General features: G+C 47.6%; 15 protein-coding genes. 3 read left to right on the forward strand and 12 right to left on the reverse strand.

The features are described from left to right. Positions 1–20: 20 nt before the first annotated feature. Both MKX68_RS05665 and MKX68_RS05670 read right to left on the reverse strand, forming a co-directional pair. Positions 21–680, reverse strand: coding sequence for an amino acid ABC transporter permease (locus tag MKX68_RS05665; RefSeq protein ID WP_338591479.1), 660 nt, complete (start codon positions 678–680; stop codon positions 21–23). Between the two features lie 112 nt (positions 681–792). Further along, positions 793–1563, reverse strand: a complete 771-nt coding sequence (locus MKX68_RS05670; RefSeq protein ID WP_036606344.1) for an amino acid ABC transporter substrate-binding protein — start codon at positions 1561–1563, stop codon at positions 793–795. Positions 1564–1891: 328 nt separating this feature from the next. On the opposite strand from MKX68_RS05670, the gene MKX68_RS05675 reads away from it, so the two are divergent. Next, complete coding sequence (locus MKX68_RS05675) at positions 1892–2398, forward strand: hypothetical protein (RefSeq protein ID WP_340909849.1); 507 nt, start codon at positions 1892–1894, stop codon at positions 2396–2398. Between the two features lie 78 nt (positions 2399–2476). Here the strand turns inward: MKX68_RS05675 and MKX68_RS05680 are convergent, their stop codons facing one another. Together MKX68_RS05680 and MKX68_RS05685 are read right to left on the reverse strand one after the other, a co-directional pair. After that, positions 2477–3982 (reverse strand): alpha-glucosidase/alpha-galactosidase, encoded by a 1506-nt coding sequence (locus tag MKX68_RS05680; RefSeq protein WP_340909852.1) that lies wholly within the window; start codon positions 3980–3982, stop codon positions 2477–2479. Positions 3983–4170: 188 nt separating this feature from the next. Then, positions 4171–5184: an AraC family transcriptional regulator gene (locus tag MKX68_RS05685; protein WP_340909854.1), complete on the reverse strand. Its 1014-nt coding sequence runs from the start codon at positions 5182–5184 to the stop codon at positions 4171–4173. A gap of 181 nt (positions 5185–5365) precedes the next feature. Here MKX68_RS05685 and MKX68_RS05690 point away from each other — a divergent pair, with 181 nt between their 5' ends. Further along, on the forward strand, positions 5366–5992 hold the full coding sequence (locus MKX68_RS05690; RefSeq protein WP_340909857.1) for a histidine phosphatase family protein: 627 nt from the start codon (positions 5366–5368) through the stop codon (positions 5990–5992). Positions 5993–6201: 209 nt separating this feature from the next. Here MKX68_RS05690 and MKX68_RS05695 read toward each other — a convergent pair whose 3' ends face one another. The 8 genes from MKX68_RS05695 to MKX68_RS05730 form a co-directional block, all read right to left on the reverse strand. Continuing rightward, positions 6202–8538 (reverse strand): rhamnogalacturonan lyase, encoded by a 2337-nt coding sequence (locus MKX68_RS05695; protein ID WP_340915303.1) that lies wholly within the window; start codon positions 8536–8538, stop codon positions 6202–6204. Between the two features lie 652 nt (positions 8539–9190). Then, positions 9191–11635: a glycoside hydrolase family 6 protein gene (locus MKX68_RS05700; RefSeq protein ID WP_340909859.1), complete on the reverse strand. Its 2445-nt coding sequence runs from the start codon at positions 11633–11635 to the stop codon at positions 9191–9193. A 571-nt stretch (positions 11636–12206) separates the two neighbouring features. Then, the gene (locus tag MKX68_RS05705) at positions 12207–13283 is read right to left on the reverse strand and encodes an efflux RND transporter periplasmic adaptor subunit (RefSeq protein ID WP_338591460.1); all 1077 of its coding nucleotides are present in this window, start codon (positions 13281–13283) and stop codon (positions 12207–12209) included. Between the two features lie 28 nt (positions 13284–13311). Further along, positions 13312–14682 carry an ABC transporter permease gene (locus MKX68_RS05710; protein WP_338591457.1) on the reverse strand — a complete coding sequence of 457 codons (1371 nt, stop codon included), beginning with the start codon at positions 14680–14682 and terminating at the stop codon, positions 13312–13314. A gap of 18 nt (positions 14683–14700) precedes the next feature. Further along, entirely contained in the window at positions 14701–15384 is a 684-nt protein-coding gene (locus MKX68_RS05715; RefSeq protein ID WP_338591454.1) for an ABC transporter ATP-binding protein, read from the reverse strand. Positions 15385–15601: 217 nt separating this feature from the next. Then, a complete protein-coding gene (locus MKX68_RS05720; protein ID WP_338591452.1) occupies positions 15602–16765 on the reverse strand; it encodes a hypothetical protein in 1164 nt (387 codons plus the stop codon). After that, complete coding sequence (locus MKX68_RS05725) at positions 16762–18228, reverse strand: sensor histidine kinase (RefSeq protein ID WP_340909869.1); 1467 nt, start codon at positions 18226–18228, stop codon at positions 16762–16764. Before MKX68_RS05725 ends, MKX68_RS05720 begins: the two co-directional genes overlap by 4 nt. Then, a complete protein-coding gene (locus tag MKX68_RS05730; protein ID WP_210109649.1) occupies positions 18225–18938 on the reverse strand; it encodes a response regulator transcription factor in 714 nt (237 codons plus the stop codon). Before MKX68_RS05730 ends, MKX68_RS05725 begins: the two co-directional genes overlap by 4 nt. Positions 18939–19149: 211 nt before the next feature. On the opposite strand from MKX68_RS05730, the gene MKX68_RS05735 reads away from it, so the two are divergent. Next, positions 19150–19626 (forward strand): RNA polymerase sigma factor, encoded by a 477-nt coding sequence (locus MKX68_RS05735; protein WP_315938010.1) that lies wholly within the window; start codon positions 19150–19152, stop codon positions 19624–19626. Positions 19627–19632: the final 6 nt, after the last annotated feature.

Genomic DNA, 19632 nt, shown 5'->3' on the forward strand with positions numbered 1-19632 from the left:
TTTGATTGATCAGATTTAATTTATTCAAATGAAAACCGCTTCTCAAGTAGCTTGAACAGCACGGTGAGTACGAGTGTCATGAGCAGATACATAACCGCCGCCACGAAGAAAGGTAACAGCTTTATGTCGCGATTCACCGCCGCTTGTGCATAATACAACAGCTCTGGTACAGCAACAGCATAGAGCAGTGCCGTATCCTTGATGAGCGTAATGGACTCATTGGCCGTTGCGGGCAATACTACACGAATCATCTGAGGGATGATGACTTTGGTCATTGTCTGCCACTTCGTTAATCCCAGAACTTTCGCCGCTTCATGTTGCCCCTTATCAATGGAAAGCAGTCCGCCCCTGAAGATTTCCGCAAAGTAAGCCGCATAGTTCAGAATGAACGCAATCCCTGCCGCAACAAAACGATCAAACACCAAGTATTCCCCAATTACCGGAAGCAACGGTAACCCGAAGCAGAAGAATAGAATTTGGAGCAGCAGTGGTGTTCCTCGCATTACGTAGACGTAGGTATGGGCAATCCACGCCAGCGGTTTAATTTGGCTTCTCATCGCGAGCGTGACTGCAAATCCAAGCGGCACAGATAACACGATCGCCAGCAAGAACATGAAAATGGTGGTCTGTGCACCCTCTAACATCGGTTTTAAAATGGTCGATAGATAATCCCAACTCATTATTTTGTCTCCTCTAATCTGTTAACCCCGCATTCCTCCGAAGCATAAATCGCTCCAGCATGGAATACGGGGTCCGTTTTGTTTCTAACTATATATCAGGTGTGTAACCTGCCTATTTCAGAACCTTATCTTCACCCAACCATTGAGTGGAGATCTTAGCCGCTGTTCCGTCTGCATTCAACTCATCCAGCGCTTTTTGCAACTGATTCAGAAGCTCTTCATTGCCTTTTTTGATACCAATGCCATATTGTTCCGGTGCAAGAGATTCATCCATCAGTTTGAATGTTCCCTCTTCTTTGGACATGTAGTATCTCGCTACCACTTCATCAATGATGACCGCATCCAGACGTTTTGTCTTCAGATCAGTCAGTGCAAGCACGTTATCCTTGAATTCGGAAGCTTTCACTTTATCCTTCAGAGGACTGGCTGCCAGTGCATCTGCCGCGGAGGACAGTGCCTGCAATCCCACATTTTTGCCATCGAGTTCATCCAGCTTCGTAATTGGTGAGTCTGCCAAGGTAATGGCTACCTGACTATTTTCCAAATACGGCTTCGTGAAGAGCACTTTCTCTTTACGCTCATCCGTAATGGTGTACCCGTTCCAGATCATGTCGATCCGGCCACTGTTCAGCTCTGATTCTTTGGAAGACCAGTCGATTGGCTGGAATGTGATTTCTTTACCCATTTTCTCCGCTGCAGCTCTTGCGTAATCAATATCAAAACCAACAATTTCATTCTGCTCGTCCCGGAAACCCATTGGAGCAAACTTGTCATCAATTCCTACAACAATCGTGTTATCGTCTTTGCTTGCGGAACTGGAACAACCAGCCACAATCAATACACATATGCTAATGAATAATAGTAGAATCGCTTTTTTTCTCATCTCTCGAACCCCTCCATGTCTATAACCAAAACCCAAACGCTTTAGTTCGTTACCACGTTATCAGAGATTTATAATAACATAGCATGGGAGAAGAGTCGAGTCTCTTGCCTATTTCCTTCTATTTCATGCAGCTTAATTGTCAACAATCTGTGAAAAAACCTCTTTCACTTGTGCCGGTTCTACCAGCTTCTCGCATATTGGAAATCCCAATTTTGTAGCCCCTTCAACTCCGTACCCACTCATTGATTAGCAACATTTCTCTCTCACTTTTCGTCTGGAAAATATTAGGGAGGTGAATGAAATAAAATTCTTCAATACGATAAGAATATTGACCACATTGGTTTTTCTTTCAACTATGCTGATATTATCCGGCTGTAATCCTACTTCAAGTCATGGTACAAAGGAAGTCGAAATGGGATCAAAACAGGTTCATGAACCGGAACCCAACTTACCTCAGAAACTGCCTACGCCAACCATTCAGAGCGAAAGCGGCATCTCTATTCCTGCTATACAGGGCAGTTATTGCTGGGGAGGCACCTGCGCTGATTACGCTAGTCTAAATTTTGAAGACAACACTCCGGTCCAAGTTCTTGCCGGTGAGGATTTATCCATAGACATGGGCACAGATATCCCCCCGGATGAGATAAGTATTTCTGAATTTGTGGACAACCGCAATGCATACGTTACTTCTTCGGATGGGACCTTCCAACTTCCCAAGGAACCAGGGACACATTATTATGGAGCATTTGTCCGCTGGTCTTCCCCTCAAGATTCACAGATCAGCCTGGGAGATACTTCTTTTACATTTGTGGTTCGTGTCGTTGAGAAAAAATAGAATCAAACAGAGCCCCTCCAATACTGGAGAGGGCCCCGTCTACTCTTTATATTTCGTTGTTGTACATCCTGCCTTTATCTATTGCTGCACTTTCTCGCGATCTTTTCCTTTATCGGATTCGCCCGCATTTTTGTTCGCAGCATCGCGATCCTGTTGCATCTCTTCCACCGTTTTCACTTTGAGACGAGCAGCGCCCTCATATTCCTTCGTTGGAATCAGATCACCTGCAGCAAGTCTTGCTTCTGCAGCTGCAATCGCATCTCCGTACTGCGGCAACCACTGGGCCTGTGCAACCAGCATCTCGTCGACCATCTGCCAGATTTCTTTTGGATTACACACGGCACCCACGAGTGGGTCCATCATGAACGCCTGACGAAGTAATTTGTCATCTCCGTTCACCGCGGCTTCAACCGCAAGCCGCTGCACGGAAATGCTCACATTACATACCGCAGCCGGGCCAAGAGGCAGATCCCCTACATGCGGCATAGAGATACCGTTGCGATCCACATATCCCGGTGCCTCAATAATCGCATCATCCGGCAGGTTCGAGATTACTCCATGATTAACGGTATTGAAATGTCCACGATAGACACGTCCCGTCTCCAGCCCTTCAATAATGTACGAACCGTGCTCCTCGCCCCGTTTTTCCGGAATGAATTGCATCGGTTCATCCTTCATCCAGTTTGGAAAATCAGTCTCGAACCAGTTGCGCCCCTCGGTACACACCCGCAAATATCCACCCGTCTCTCCGTTGATCCAGTTGCCGAGGTCAATCCAGTCGTTGATCTCTTCCGGACGTTTGCGGTACCACGGCACGTATTCACTCAGATGACCATTTGATTCTGTACTGTAATATCCGAAGCGGCGCAGCATATCGATTCGCACTTTCTCAGTGCGGCTGTACTCCGGATGTTTCTCGAAGGCTTCGAGCAGATCTCCTGTAAGGTCTTTACCTTCATGAGAAGCCTGGATATACCAGGTCTGATGGTTGATGCCGGCACAAACAATATCCACTTCACTCTTTTTCAATCCAAAAGCTTCCGCAATCTGATGATGACCATGCTGTACGCCATGACACAGTCCGATCGTCCGTACACCGCCATACTTATTGCAGGCCCATGTGAGCATCGCCATCGGATTGGAATAGTTCAAGAGCAGCACGTCAGGTGCGCTCTGTTCACGAATATCTTTGCAGATATCCAGCATTTCGGCGATTCCGCGTTGTCCGTACATAATGCCGCCTGCACACAGCGTATCGCCAACACATTGATCTACCCCATATTTCAGTGGAATATCCACATCGGTTGCAAATGCTTCCAGTCCCCCGACACGAATCGTACACAGTACATACTTCGCATCTTTCAATGCTTCTTTACGATCCGTTGTCGGCTGAATCTGAATATTCAATCCATTCTCACGGATATCCCGCTGACACAGCTCAGTCACCATGTCCAGATTGTGCTGGCTAATATCGCAGAACGCAATTTCAATGTTGTTAAACTCCGGTACCGTGAGCAAATCCCTTAGCAATCCCCGTGTAAATCCGATACTTCCTGCCCCGATAAACGCCACTTTAAACGACATGCTATGTCCTCCCCTAATCCGAATCTTTTGCTTCGGTTAATGACTCTCTTCATGAAATCATTGTACCAACGACAAATAGGGAAGCGTTATCAAAATCATGACCTGTTCAAGATCTTGTTGTCAAAAATCCTAACTTTTATGCGTTAGATCCGATAATCCATTTGCATTCGAAATAAACAGCTATTGGCCTATTCATCCGACGGGTACTGACTAACATGTCGTTCCATAGAGGAGCGAAATTCGACCGGAGTCATGCCCGTCGTCTTTTTGAACAACATATGAAAATACTGACGACTGCCTACCCCTACATAATCGGATATCTCTGAAATCGGGATATTGGTCTGCTGAAGAAGCATCTTGGCCTTCTCCATGCGAAGCATCGTCAGGTAGTCGGTCGGTGTCCGCTGCGTGTGCTGACGAAAAATGCGATGTAAATAGCCCGGATGCAGATTGACGGCTGCCGCGATATCCTTCATCTGAATGTTGCGATCCATATTGTGATGCATGAATTCAATGGTTCGTTTGACATACAACTCCGCCTGATCTGTCGCGCTACGACTCATTTCTCCGCGCAGACGTGCAACACGAACCAACAACTGGATGAACAGCGTACGCACCAGCATACCCTGTTCCGGGGACGAGAGATTCCGGGCTTCGCGGTGCCGCAACCTTTCCTCTGGCGGAATGATCTTCATCGGCACGGTTGATCTTCCTTGATCCAGCAGACCGCGTTGATCGAGTTCCAACACCAGACTTTTCATAATGTGATACACCTCTTCCGGGTCAGGCAATACCAGATATGGCGAAGCATTAGTAAGTAAAGCTTGGACTTCTTCCTCTTCCAGCGCAAGCTGGCGGATGGATAACTGTCCGGGAGGTGAGCCTGAGAATCCAAACTCCACATTAAGCATCCGGCAAGGCACACCATCTTCCACCAGCAAACGGTGCGGGACACCTGCGTCGAGCATGATGAACTGTCCTTTTTTCAAAACGGCCTGCTCCGAGCCCCCATCCGGCATCTGCACATCCACCCGGCACATTCCCGAAATAATATACATGATCTCCGTCGAATCATGATGGTGATAGGACATACGATAGTTGTCCCATTGCTTATAGTAGTACGCGTAAAAACGCGGTCCACAATCCTCTGTTCGCAACGCCTCCTGATACAGGCTTCCTGTCCAGCGATTCGTGATGCTCATATCCATACCTCCAGTCCTTCAACGATCGATCCTCACTTTTCTCTATTGTAACAATTCTGTATGTTCGATATAAACTGTCTTAGTTAAAAGCCTCATTGTATTATTTAATTAGATAAACGTATAATTAGCATATTATCTAATTAATATATATGACTGTCTATACTTAAGGAGGTTTCCACTCATGAGTACCACCTTTCATTTGGTGAGACATGGTCTCAAAGAACGACGAATCGGGGATGTTCCCCTCACTTCGGAAGGGGTTTTACAAGCCGAAGTCACAGCACTTCATTTTGCCAAAGCCATCTCTCCCGTTACTAAAATCCTTACCAGTCCACTTCGACGAGCCCAAGAAACCGCAAGTATGATTGCCCGCCACACCCATTCCCATATAACCGAAGATCCTCGCCTGCGCGAACGTGCCAATTGGGGCGATTGCCCGGATCAGTCATTCGAAGAATTCATTGCGATGTGGGATCGATGTACGTCTGACCCAGATTACATCCCACCCGTGGGAGACTCGGCCAAACAGGCTGGTGAGCGTCTGGCCTCCCTCCTAACCGAATTAGCTAATGAAGAGCCAGAGAACAGTAACATTATTGTGGTTGCACATGGTGGACTCATTACTGATTTTCTGGTGCAAACCTTAACCGAGCGCGAGCTTAACGTCTGGCATTCCGATTTTATAGCTATGCAGAACCAATTGATCCCCGAGTGCTCCATTACCACATTGATCCATGATAAAGGAAACTACACTATTAAAGCGTTCGCTTCTACCAAGCATCTAGACTCCAACGATGAAAAAGAATGATGTAACACGGATGGCTGGGAACACGCCAAGCTCTGCCCGCAGATCCTTATGTAAAAAAGCTCTGAAACCTCCATGTGCCGAGACACATGGGGATTCCAGAGCTTCCAAGCTTCGAAGCCAACGCCTAAAACTAACGACGCTGCGTTACGTTACAGTCTGATCATGAACACATTATATTGCTATTGCTAGCTATTATTACTCCGGTCTGCTTACTTTCCGCCCTTACCTGGCGTGAAGAACTTAGGCAGCGTTACTTTCGACCAGTCCATATCCGATGCCATGTAGAAGGACGGATAGGACGGCTGGTTATATCCACTGTTCTGTCCAGCAATGCCCACACGATACATCGCATCATGCATCAGCGTGTACAGCTTGCGGTCTGTCTTCTCGGTACTCAGATAGATACGAATCGCTGAACTGTCCGTCGTTCTCACCAACATCTCTTCCCGCCAATCCCCGAAGATATCAGCCACGAGAGAAGGCGTACCTTTGGTGTGATTGTTGGTCAATGTGCCTGTTGCCGTCAGCAACGTGCCACGATTCCAGTCTTTGATGGTTGGTGTAACATCAATCGCACCATCAACGATCTGTGTCGTCATGTCACCAGCCCAGCGGATATTCATATTTGTTCCCGGCATCTGATCACTGATTTTCTCACCCTTAGCTGTCCATAATCCTACAGCCCATGTCTCCAGCCCACGACGAGTCGGATCAACATCACCTACCATGCCGCGTCCGGTATCTTTCCCTGTGTACCCACCATAGATTACTTCTCCGGTCTTCGCATCCCTCAGGGAATAGCCGTATGGCGCCCAAGGGCCACCCTCGTGAACCATGAAAATCTCAAGTCCCGGACGATCCGGGTCAATATCTGCCACATGAAGTGCGTCCCCATGACCCAGACGAGCAATGGTTCCCGGTGCAGCACTCTCGGCAGGCATCAGGTCTGTGGAGCTGTACAGCACGCTGCCGTCATGATCAATCGTAGCGGAGCCATAGATAATCTCCTGTTTGCCGTCTCCATCCACATCCGCCACACTGAAATAGTGCGCACCCTGAGTTGTAATGGAGCCATACTGCGGATCTGTGCCATCCACACCATGTGGCCCATCATTAAACGGGTTCTTCATCGGTGTCCAGCCGCTGTCCACTTTCCATTCCTTTTTCAGCTTCTTGCCGTCCCAATTGTAGGCAACCATCGTTGAACGTGTATAGTATCCGCGTGCAAAGATAGCAGACGGTGTCTTGCCATCCAAATACGCCACGCCTGCCAGGAAACGGTCCACCCGATTCCCCGGTTCAATCCGTGCCATGGCATAATCGCCCCACATCAGGCCGTCATCATGACGCTCAGGTTCATAGGGAATGGTCTCCAGCTCTTTGCCTGATTTCCCTTCAAATACCGTAACATACTCCGGACCATCCACAATAAAACCTTCGAACTTGCGCAACTCATTGCGATTGCTGCGTTCTACCGCATATACATCAATGAAGTAGTCGGCCAGGCTCTCGGCATCCTGCTGAGATAATGGGTAGTTATATTTTTTCTCCATTCCAAAAGCCTCTTCCAATGTTGCAGGCCAGTTGCCCTTCACAACCTCATCGTGTTTATGCCAGTTCCTGAACATATCCACCACGTGATCGTAGTAACCATCCGCACTTAAACGATAATCATCTTCGTTCGAGTACCCTGCCTTGCGATCCTGCTTGGGAAGCGTGATGTATTTCTCGGAGGTTACTTTTCCTTTTTTGTTATATTGGATAATCTTCGTGCCCGGAGCGGTCTTGAACATCATCTCGGCTTTACCATCCCCGTCAAAATCATAAACGAGCATCTGTGTATAGTGAGCACCTGCACGAATGTTGACCCCAAGATCGATCCGGTACAGCAATTGTCCGTCCAGGGTATAAGCATCAATATAGGTTTTACCGGTGTATCCTTTTTGCGATACGTCCTTGGCGTTGGAAGGGTCCCATTTGACGAAAAACTCATATTGGCCATCCCCGTCCACATCCCCCACGCTCATGTCATTGGCGAAATACGTATAAGCTTCTCCCGCAGGCGTCACGCCATCGGCTGGTTTTTGCAGTGGAATATCCACATACCCGTTCGCCCAAGGTTTGACGGATGCACTGCGTTTGCTCTCCTTGCCCTTCTTGTTCACCGCTGCCACTTCATAACGGGAAGACGATTTACCCGCGGAATCTACATAGTTGGTGCTGTCAGTGACCGTAGCGATCTTTTTACCATCACGATAGACGTTAAAGTCCGTACCTGTCAGCCCTTTGTCGCTATACCCTGTGGCCTCGTCACCAAGCAATCTCCAACTGAGAAAAACACCTTCGGATGTCGATGCAGCCACCAGACCGCGATCCAGATATTCCAGTTGAATCTCTTTCACGTGACTGCCCCCCTTATGTGATTGAAGGCCAGCCTCCGACGCCCCATTACCGTTGGAAGCTTCCGCTCCCGTAACGCCAGCTGTTCCTCCTATGAGCAAAGCTACGCTGAGTGCCGAAGAGAGCACCTTGGCTGCAAGTGGCATACTTGCCTTCCTGCGACCGGATTGCCGACCTGACACCGATCCCTTATGTACCGGCGCTGTTGTTTCTGAGTTCATCCACCTTCACGCTCCTTGAGACAGAATAGGTGACGCTTATACACATTGATGATGATTGGACGTTCGATCATTCGTACAGACCTTCTTCGACGGACCAGACTCGCCATAATGATTACGCTTACAAAATTAAAAAAGAGAAATCAGCTTGCCCGACTACCAGAGTGCGGTCCCCCTTCCATTCTCTTTCCAATCCGAGCGGGGTGATCCCGCCCATCGGGTTCTATTATAGACATCCTGCCTGCCAGACCCTAGGCAAATATCCGTCCAAAACGATCAATAATCAGTGTTTTTAGAGTCATTTGAGAAAAAGAACTTGCAGCTGTGAGGGATATCCGTTCCGGTTACGAATCGTTCTTATGATCGCTGTTATCCCCGGATTTTCTTCCATCCCCTTTCCAAGGTTAAAATCCGGTGATAAAGGCGAACACTTCGTTTCTTCAGAATCGATTTCGTCCCCTCCACTACGTTCCTCAGTTGATCAAGTACTTCATTTCAAGATGACTCTTGTAATGAATAGCAAAAAACCGCAATCCTCTAATATACTGAGGATTGCGGTTAAGACAATTACAATTAAAGCTTAAGGCTCAATGCCCCATACCAGGTTTCCACCTTGGTAGAGCGTTACCTTATTCCAATCCTGATAGGATGTTTTCGTTGGATCGAAGGAATAGTCATTCGTCTCGTCAAAGTTGGACCAGTCTGTTTTGTACATGCGAAGCTGGATGTCTCCAGTCTGTCCACCAGCCTGAATGCTGCCAGCGCCAGATGTGAAGCTCAGCTCAACATAGGAGTCTGTGAAGGTCCGCTGGATATTGGCTCCGCCAACTTGAGCATAATCGATGGCAGAATCCATCGCAGCCGAGCCTTCTTTGGAGAAGTAATACCGGATCTTCAGATCACTCAGATTCACAGCAGTACTACCCAGATTTTTGATGTTGAAAAACGGTTTGATCTGGCTATCTTGAGCATTGGTATCTCCAGCACGATATTGCACGACAAGATCACTCGTTGGTACAACGACACTTTGAGGTGTCGCGGAAGCTACAGCGGAATTGGCACTTTGCCCTGCTGTATTCACTGCACTTACCACATAATGATACGTTGTGCCGTTCGTGAGGGCAGTGTTCGTGTAGGACGTACCACTCACATTCGCCGCGATTGTTGTAAACGGACCTGTTGCACTCAGTGCGCGTTTCACATTATAACTTGTTGCACCTGTAGAAGCGGTCCACGTCAGGCTCACCTGTGCATTGCCCGCGGTTGCTGTGAGAGCAGTCGGTGCAGCTGGCGCCGTTACACCTGCAACGGGTGTAGCTGTTGCTGTTGCAGAGTTAACACTTTCGCCTACTGCATTTGTTGCCGTTACCACATAATAATAGGTTGTACCATTGATCAAACCGGTGTTACTGTAAGATGTTCCACTTACATTGGCTGCAATTGTTGTGAATGGACCTGTTGCACTCAGTGCCCGCTTCACACTATAACTTGTAGCCCCTGCCGAAGCAGTCCACGTCAAGGAGACTTGAGCATTACCGGCAGTAGCCGTCAATGCTGCTGGTGCTGCCGGAGCTGTTGTTCCGCCCGGAGGATTGCCTCCACCGTTACTGGCAGGCAGTACAGGGAATGCGTTTTTCACCAGTGCCACGAATTGATCATGGAACCAGTGACCCGATACCGGAGCATTAGGCAACGCACCTGTTAATACACCATCCCGAGTTGTGAAGGTTGGATCACACATCCGGTCGAAACCTTTGCCTTCGTTATTCGGAATTTCGGAGCTGGAGCCATCGGATTCACCCGGAGGTTTCACCCATACATAAGCATCCAGATGCGCTGGTCCTGGTGCAGCCTTAGGTGCTTCACCAATACCTGCGCCACTGGCATTACACCAGTTCCCCCGATGCTCCCGGCGATCTACACGTCCGGAATTCACATAATCGTTGATGTTGCTGCCCGTAGCAGATGCTGGACGGTCTACCCCGCCCCACCCATTCCGGCTAGTATCAATCAGGAAACCTGTGCTGCTTGGCCAGCCAGCTTGTACGAAATCGGCATACAGCGCAGCAGTGAAATCGGTTTCGTCAAAATAAGGATTCCACTCATAAAACTTGGCCGATTTAATCGGTTGTCCACCGATATTGAGATCAGGGTTAGACAGGTTCGGCTCCCCCAGCGGTGTAGTGTTTGCTGTATTTGTAATGAAGCCATCTGCACTGCTCAGACCTGCGGCTGTTCCTTGCACAACACTTGTATACAGCGCGACTGCTGCAGAACGGTTGTTATCCCATCCAAGCCAGCCGGAGTGGCCGATGTCCAGATAGTTGTACACATTCGGAATGGCGTGCAGCTTGTCCAATGCATACTTCACACCCGCCTCATAGATACCTGTTGAGCTGGCTTGACCACAAGCTGGTGTACTCAGGTTGGTCACAAGGTTAGGCAGACTGTCCGGTTCAATGACAGCAATAATACGAATATCCTGATACTTCGGATCTGCGAAGATATCTGCTATGACATCAATATAATCCGTTTTATACGTCTGCAGTGCTGCCTGTGTTAGTGGAAGTTCACCATTCGATGCAAGTGCATGACAATCCCGTCCGGGCAGATTGTAAATAACAAATGAAGCCGTTATTGGCGTACCCGGTTTCTTTTGAGCAAGAACGGCATCAAGATGTTGCTCTACACTTTTGCGACCAGCGTTGTCCGAGCCGCCATAGATTGCAGCAATCCTGTCAATCCATACTGCGGTTGGATACGATTTGACGGTCTCCATCTTGGCCTTCAACGATGCATCGTTGGTCAGCGCAATGGACGTATCCACGAGAGCCGAGTAGTCCTGGTTCAGATAAGCGGTTGCCCCTACAAATGGATTATCCACATGTGCTTCAGCCGCCTGAGTCAAGCCTGGAGACAATCCAGGGAAAATCCCCGCAGCGAGCAGCGTTGCAGCCAGCATTTGTTTTACACCTTTGCGCAGGATTTTCTTACCTCTCGATTTGGTTTTCAATTTAGTCTTCATAGTTCCACCTTTCCTTTAGTTAGATTGGGTTGTACTCATGTCTGATCCTCTGTGTCATTATGATGCTTAGCACGAAGAGAACGTTCGGATGAGTTGGTTGTATCACCTCCAAAAGAAATGGTTGTATGACTGGAATCTTGAGCAAACAAATGGTGTGTGAGGGCTAATCATGTGAATGAGTATAATATGGTGGGTGTGGTTAAACGTGTGTTAGACATGAAGAAGTGTGAACAATGACTTACGGGATGTCTGAATCCCAAATTGGGTAAGCGCTTTCTTTAAACAGTTAAAAAAAAGGCCTTCGCCTATCCATCTACAAACATGATGTTCGGTGTCACCTCCTTATGTTCTGATTATACGACATGTAAATATTACTGTAAATTGAATTATATAAATTTAATTATATTTTTTTCCATAATTCAGGCAGGATTCTGGACATCCCTTGCTCCAAAAGACACACGAGGTTCATCCTGGCAATCTGCCACAATGAACCTCGTGTTTTTCAATGCCGAATAAACCCGCTCATCTAGATCGTCACTACATACGATGCCTTGTTCTTAAATTCCTACGTCTAGGGCAAAACGACAATGTCTCCCGGTTTCAAGCCACTAACCACTTCCGTCTTGTCCCCCGATTCCATTCCAGCCTGGATGGTCAGCGGCTCTGTCTGTCCGTTCCCTTTGTCTAACAGTACGTAAGGTTCGGTCTGATCTCGCATGATCGCCAGGCTGGACACAACCGTCACTTTATCCTTACGCATCGTCTCAATATCCCCTTCCAGACTCACGCCTCCATACATTCTGGCGTCCGGCTTCAGATCAATGACCACGTCAAACTGGGAAGCTTGCTTGAGGTCCGTATCGGTACTCTTGCGGGCGAATTTGGATACCTTGCTCACCTTCCCGGTGAATTCCAGGTCTTTCTGCGCTGTCATTCGTACCTTAACCGGCATCCCCACCTTAAGCCTGAACATTTCTTCTTCACCAACAATCGTCATGAATTTCAGTTTGCTGATATTTGTAATGGACCCGATTAGCTGTCCTTCCGTCACTGCACGTGTCTTGCTGTCCTCTTCATTCATCTGAAATATACCGGAAGCAGAAGCATACACAACAGACTTACTTATTACTGCCTGCTTTTTCTGTATCTCCTTCTCCTTGAGGACCAGCGCTTTTTGATTCAACTCATTGGTCAGGCGTTTACCTTCTCGATCTGCAAATGCCTTCTTGCGCTCCTCTTCCGTCACGCCAAGCGCCTCGCTCATATTCGCCTGATCCAGGCTAACCTGATTCATCTTATTTTCCAACTGGGCTTTCTCCAGATCGCTCTGCAGTTGTTCTACTTCCGTTAGTAATGTGGATGTGTCCAGAGTAAACAGGATATCCCCTTTGCTCACCTGCTCACCACTTTTCACGTGCCACTGCTTGATGTTGGAAGCATACGGAGCGAAGATATCGGTCTGATCGGTGTATACGGATTTCCCCTTCACCTGTATCGATTGCGTCATCGTTTCCTGTGTCACATCAAAGGTAATCGGGGGCGGAATCTCTATAGGCGCCTCCGGTTTTGGCTTGTATTTTTCATACAGCCAGTACCCTGCACCTGCCAAAAGTACAACAGTGATAATGATTTTAATCCATTTCTTCATGTGCCCAATTTCCCTTTCACTGATAAAATTACATTGATTTGATCACAGTTAATGCATTGGTCCGAGATGCGCTGATTGCCGGATATATACCTGATACAATGCCAACCAGAATAGCAAAAACGATGCCAAGTGGCAGAGCCGACTGCTGAATAACGACGGTCATCGGACCATTCATCTGATCTGCCATCTGACTCGCCAGCAGGCTGTTCACCCCGCCGAGGGCAGCAAAGGCAATCCCAACACCAGCCACGCCGCCCATCAATCCAAGCATCGCTGCTTCCGTAATAAACATCTGGCGGATCTGCCATAGATTTGCACCCAGCACCTTCATCACACCAATCTGTTTACGACGCTGATGCGTAGACATAATCATCGCTACAATAATGGATAATGAGGCCAGCAGCATGATAAAACCACCGATCCCCAATGCCGCTTTCTGGTACATCGCCAATTGACCTGCCATCGCTTCCTCCTGGAACAGATTACTCTGTGTGTTTAACGTCAGCTTTTTAATCTGTTCTTCCACCTGAGATACATAACGTTTGTCCTCAACCTTGACCAGAGCCGAGTTAAGATGTTTGGCCGCACTGCTGTCGGCCTGCTGTAATCCAAGCTCATCCTGCAATGCACGAGCTGTATCGAGCGGCAGAAATACCTTTTTATCATTTTGAGCACTCATCTCATCCATGTTGGAAGGCTTCGTCAACTCTCCAGACACGCGTATAGAGCCACTCATTTTGGTTTTGCTCGCATTTGCATAATCTTCATATCGGAACTGAACCAGCTGCTGAACCAGCTGATCCTGCTTGGCGGACATTTCCGTAAACTGCTCCAAAAGCTCAGTGTTATACGGATCAGCATTCAACTGCTCGAATAACTTCTGAGTTACTTTGGGGTCCACGAGTCCGAATGCAGCCCCATAACTGGTTACCGCCATACGACCATCCTCTGCCCCACGTCCCTCAGCGTACTTGTATCCAAACCCGCCCAAGGTCTCCAGCTGGGTACCAATGACCTCAACATACGTGCTGCGACCATCCGGAAGCACCATTTCCAGCGAATCCAGCTTTAACATGGGAGCCACGGCAACAACATGAGGAAGTCTTTGGATAATCTGAATCTTTTCCAACGTCAATGCTCCCCGTTCAAACTTCGATGTCTGACCATTCCCCTTGCCGTTGCCAGTACGTATGCCCTCATTGGGTGTAATCGTGATTTCATCCATCTTGTAATTGTCGTTCAATGTTTTCTCGCTGTAGGTCTGTACGGACTGCCCCACGCTAAGTGCAATGATCATGGCGGCAGAGCCGATGGACAGCCCCATCATGCACAGCAGTGTGACCATTTTTCTGCGAATGATCTGTCCCCAGGCCATACGTACTACATCCCGTATTCTCACATTTCCTCTCCTTTTGCCTCAAACTTCCCTTACTGCTTCTTCGACCAGTATGCCATGTTGCAGTGTCAGTACGACCTGCATCTGCTCCGCGACCTCTGCTTCATGTGTCACAATGACAAAGGTGGTATTCATATCCCGGTTAAGCTGCTGCAAAATCGCAATAATCTCTTCCTCCGTCTCGGTATCCAGATTCCCGGTAGGCTCATCTGCAAAGATCACCGAAGGTTCGGTAATGAGCGAGCGTGCAATACTGACACGTTGTTGTTGACCGCCCGACAACTGAGACGGGAACAAGTTTGCTTTTTCACTCAGTCCAACCTGTTCCAGCAACTTCAATGCTTTTGCTTTGCGTTTCGAAGGGCTGATGCCCATGAACACCAAAGGTAACTCTACATTTTCCCGGATCGTAAGATTAGACAGCAGCTCATAGGACTGGAAAATAAACCCGATGTGACTGCGCCTGAACTCAGCCAGGCGATTTTCACTGAAACGCACAATATCTTGTCCCGCAATTAGAATCTTGCCCTGATCCGGTTTCATCAGCCCCGCCATCAGATTCAGCAGCGTGGACTTCCCCGAACCAGAACTGCCAAGCAGGGCTACCATCTTGCCTTCTTCAATCGTCAGGTTGATATCCTGAAGCACCGGCACGGTTCCCTGGCCATTGCGGAACGAGTGGGATAATTGTTCAACTTGAAGCATTGCTACATGTCTTCCTTTCTACTTGCTAAATATGTACAGAGGTTGTTCAAAAAGATTCGCGTAGCACATTTCTATTTAATTATAGGGTGGAGATGTATCCGGGCTGACCGGAGTTGTATCCAACTTGTAAAATGTCATAACAAAAAGACCTTGTCCGCAGAGGAGATATCGCCAGCTCCACCAGACCAAGGTCTTATATTCGTATACCTTCCACAGCTTACCAGGCTCTGAAACTAAAGCGGTACAACTCACTTTTATCCATCGTACTGCCCACTGCAAATAGCTCATCGTTATTCCACTTCAGATTAGTAAAGTTATCAATATTGCGGTAGATCACCGTATCTGACGAAAGCTTGCTGTCATTCAGGTAAGCAACATGCAACTCACTCTTCTGATTCTGATTGTCCATCGGGTAAAAGTAAGCTATTCGCGATTCATCTGCATCCAGTTCGAAGTTCCAGATAGAACCTTTTAATACCAGATCATATTGCTCCTGCGCTGCACGATACCGATATAGTCCCTGTACCTTATTCATCGTTCCCTGGATGAGCATGTCACCATTTTTCAGCAACTTGAATTGTAGAATGTCTTCCATTGCAGCATACGCCTTCACTTCATGCCCGTCCCCAAGCGATACACGATAGATGGCATACTTGTCTTTCAGCATCACCAGCATATAAAACTGCTTCAGATCTTCGCTAACCTGCAACACATCCATTACGATAAACGTATCATTCGAACTTTTCCCTTGTTTCGATCCTGTGAACATGTCCATCAGCTCTTCATACGTGTAGATGATATGACTCGTCCCCTGGCTCAGATCAACTTGTTTAAATAACAGATCATCCTGACCAATGTAGGATTCGTTCCCTACAAACACTCGATAATACGAGTTGTCGTTCGGAAGCTTGCGACGTTTCCCATCCTCAATCACATACTCATACGATGTCTTCTGCGCCTGACCCGCCCGGTACTGGGAATATATGATTTTCTTGTGATTTGGACTGATTGCAAAGCCATAATCCGTATTACTCGCAATATTCTTCACTTCATTATCATCCAGATGCAGGAGAGACAGCTGAAGCCCTGAATAGGAAGGTTCCGATTGATTCAATATAATCGTGTTCCGGTCTACCACTTCAAAATCAAAGATCGCAAAGTCATTCGGAATCTTGGTCGCCGACTCGATCTGAATCGTACTGCTCGGTGGTGGCGCCAGACGACTGTTGAATTGCTCACTTGGCAAAATTACTGTTCTAGGCTTGAGATTTCCAATACTGAACAGACTTCCAATCCCAAAAATCCCGCTGACAAATGTGATCAACAGCCCGGACAGCATCAATATGTCTCGGTGTTTACGCCAAAATCCAGGATGTCTCATGCGTTCATTTCCCCCGGAAGACTGATATTTACTTGTGTCCCTTGCCGCATGATGCTCTTCATCTCCACTGTTCCTCCATGACGCTCAACGATGTTCTTCACAATAGACAGTCCCAGCCCGGCACTGCCTTTCTCGGCCCTGTTGATTCCTTTATCCTGGTAAAAGGGTTCAAATACATGCTGGAGCGCTTCAGCACCAATTCCTTCTCCCTGATCACGGATCACAATAGCAATGGAATCACCTAACCGGAAGGATTGCACTTCGATGATGGAGTTCACATCACTGTACTTGACCGAGTTATCCAGAACGTTGAGGAAGACCTCCTTCAGCTTATCCCGATCTCCCTGAAGATACTGGTGTTCCTCCAGCTCATAATGAATCCCTATATTGTACTTACTGGCCTTAATCGACATATCCTCGCAAGCTTCACGGATAATATCCGATACATCGATACGTTCGAAACGGTACGCCTGAATGACCGCAGAGGAGACAGAGACCTCCAGAATATCCGCAACCATCGTGTTGAGACGCTGGCTTTCCTTGATAATATAATTCATGCCTTTGTCAAAAAAGTCCTGATCGGTAAATCCGTTATCCCGCAAAATCTGGGCGTACCCCAGGATCGTTGTTAAGGGTGTCTTCAATTCATGCGTCACATTGTCAAAAAAGACTTTGCTTCGCGCCTGCACTTGTTTTACTTCGTCCCGCTCTCGCTCAATCACATCAATCTGCTCCCGTACCCGATTAATCATGACGGTGAAACTTGAAGCCAATTCACCGATCTCATCCTTGGTTGTAATCTGAATGTCCGCATTCAGACTTCCCTGAGCCACTTCCGCAGAACGTTTCGTGAGTACACGGATGGGTTGTGTAATTTTCCGGGAAATAAAGATGGACCCGATAAATACAAATACGAAAATAACCGCTGCAAACAGCTTGATCGTATTCTGGAACCGAAGATTGCGTTTGTACAAATCCGTGTAATCCTTTTCCAACTGTACAATGCCAATCAATTGTTGATCCATCTGAAGTGGGAAGGACAGACTGGAGATGACCCGACCTTTATCCACAACGGTGGTGTAAGCGATCCGGGATTGTATGGCTTGCTCCACATCAGGATGGTCAGATCGCTTGGCAACATTAACCTCGCTGCCAGCAGATCCGTAAGGCGAAGCATCAGGACGGTATACCGTAATCTTCCCGCCAACGGCTGATCCAATCTGCTCCGCGAGCTCGCGACTTCCTGCTTCGAGCGAGTCTCTGCTCATGCGTTTGTTATGAATCAGGAAGTACTGATTGAGCGCGATGTCCAGATTTCTTTTGGATTGCACCATATCCTCATGCACTTCCCGGTACATATTCTCCTCTGCCACCTTATTGGACAGAATCAGCAGAACAGAGAATCCGATAAAGACAATGACCGAGAATAACACCACCATTTTGAACTGGATCGTCCACTTCATGTCTGTACCTGAATATTCAGCTTGTACCCCACACCGAATACCGTTTCAATCATCGAAATGCCCTGCGCACCACTATCCAACTTCTTGCGAATCCGTTGCACGTGAATATCCACCGTTCGAGTGTCCCCTGCAAAATCAAATCCCCATACCTTGTCCAGTAGTTCAGAACGTGTATGAACCTTACGATGATGGGTCACGAGAAATAACAACAGATCATATTCTTTATTCGTGAGTCCTGCCCGTTCCCCGTCTTTCCACACTTCCCGTTCATCCTTGCGGATCTCAATATGTTTGCCAAGCCTTACCACCTCATAGGACTGATTCTCCAGTGTCTCGCTAATCAGATCAATCCGGCGAAAGATCGCCCGAATGCGCGCAACCACTTCACGGATATCAAAAGGCTTCGTGATATAGTCATCTGCCCCCAGCTCCATGCCAAGTACCTTGTCCAGCATGTCCGACTTTGCAGTAATCATGATGACAGGTATCTTGGAATTCACAGATAGTTGTCTGCACACATCAAAACCGCTCATATCTGGCAGCATCAGGTCCAACAGAATCAGATCCGGCTTCGAATCCCGAAGCAGATCCAGCCCCTCTTTTCCCGTAGCTGCTTCCTTGATCTCAAATCCTTCCTTACGTAACGAATAGGACAAAATATCGCGAATGGACTCCTCGTCCTCAATAATTAAAATCTCTTTTTGTCTCATGATACCCTCGTAATCTCCCTGCTCTATGAATTTCATCTGCCTATATTTTGTATCCCAAGCCGTATGCTTGAATAGAGGGAAGGACGAAATGTTACAACTCCGATACAACTCTGAACCTTTTGGAAACAACCTCCCGATATACTTGGATCATAAGAGACTCATACCAGACCGGACCCAAGCCTGATCTGTATCCAAGGGGGATTCACATCATATGAACAGCACACAAATTAATGATGCTTATGTCAACTATAAATCAGAAATCACAAGGTATCTATCCCATATCGTCAAACAACCGCAAGACGCAGAAGATCTGGCACAGGATTGTTTCATTCGACTGATGAACGTTACCGTGGATATCCCTGAAGATCGGCTTCTCTATTATCTCAAACGCATTGCCCGTAACCTGGCGATGGACAGCTTCCGCAGGCGGACCCGTACACTCAGACGAGACAGTCGTCTGGAGGTACCTACCCACCACGTCGATACTTCTCACCTTGAAATTAGCGAAGGTGTTCATGATCTTGTTTCCCATATTAACAACACCGAACATCGTAAAATATTAGAACTTCGCCTCATCCATGGATACTCCATTAAGGAAACGGCAGAGCTGGTGAATCGCAGTGAAGGCATGATTAAATCCTCTGTCTTCCATGCCGTCAATCGAATTCGGGCCAAAGTCATCTCATAGGAGATG

The organism is Paenibacillus sp. FSL M8-0212, assembly GCF_038004645.1.
Taxonomy (GTDB): Bacteria; Bacillota; Bacilli; order Paenibacillales; family Paenibacillaceae; genus Paenibacillus.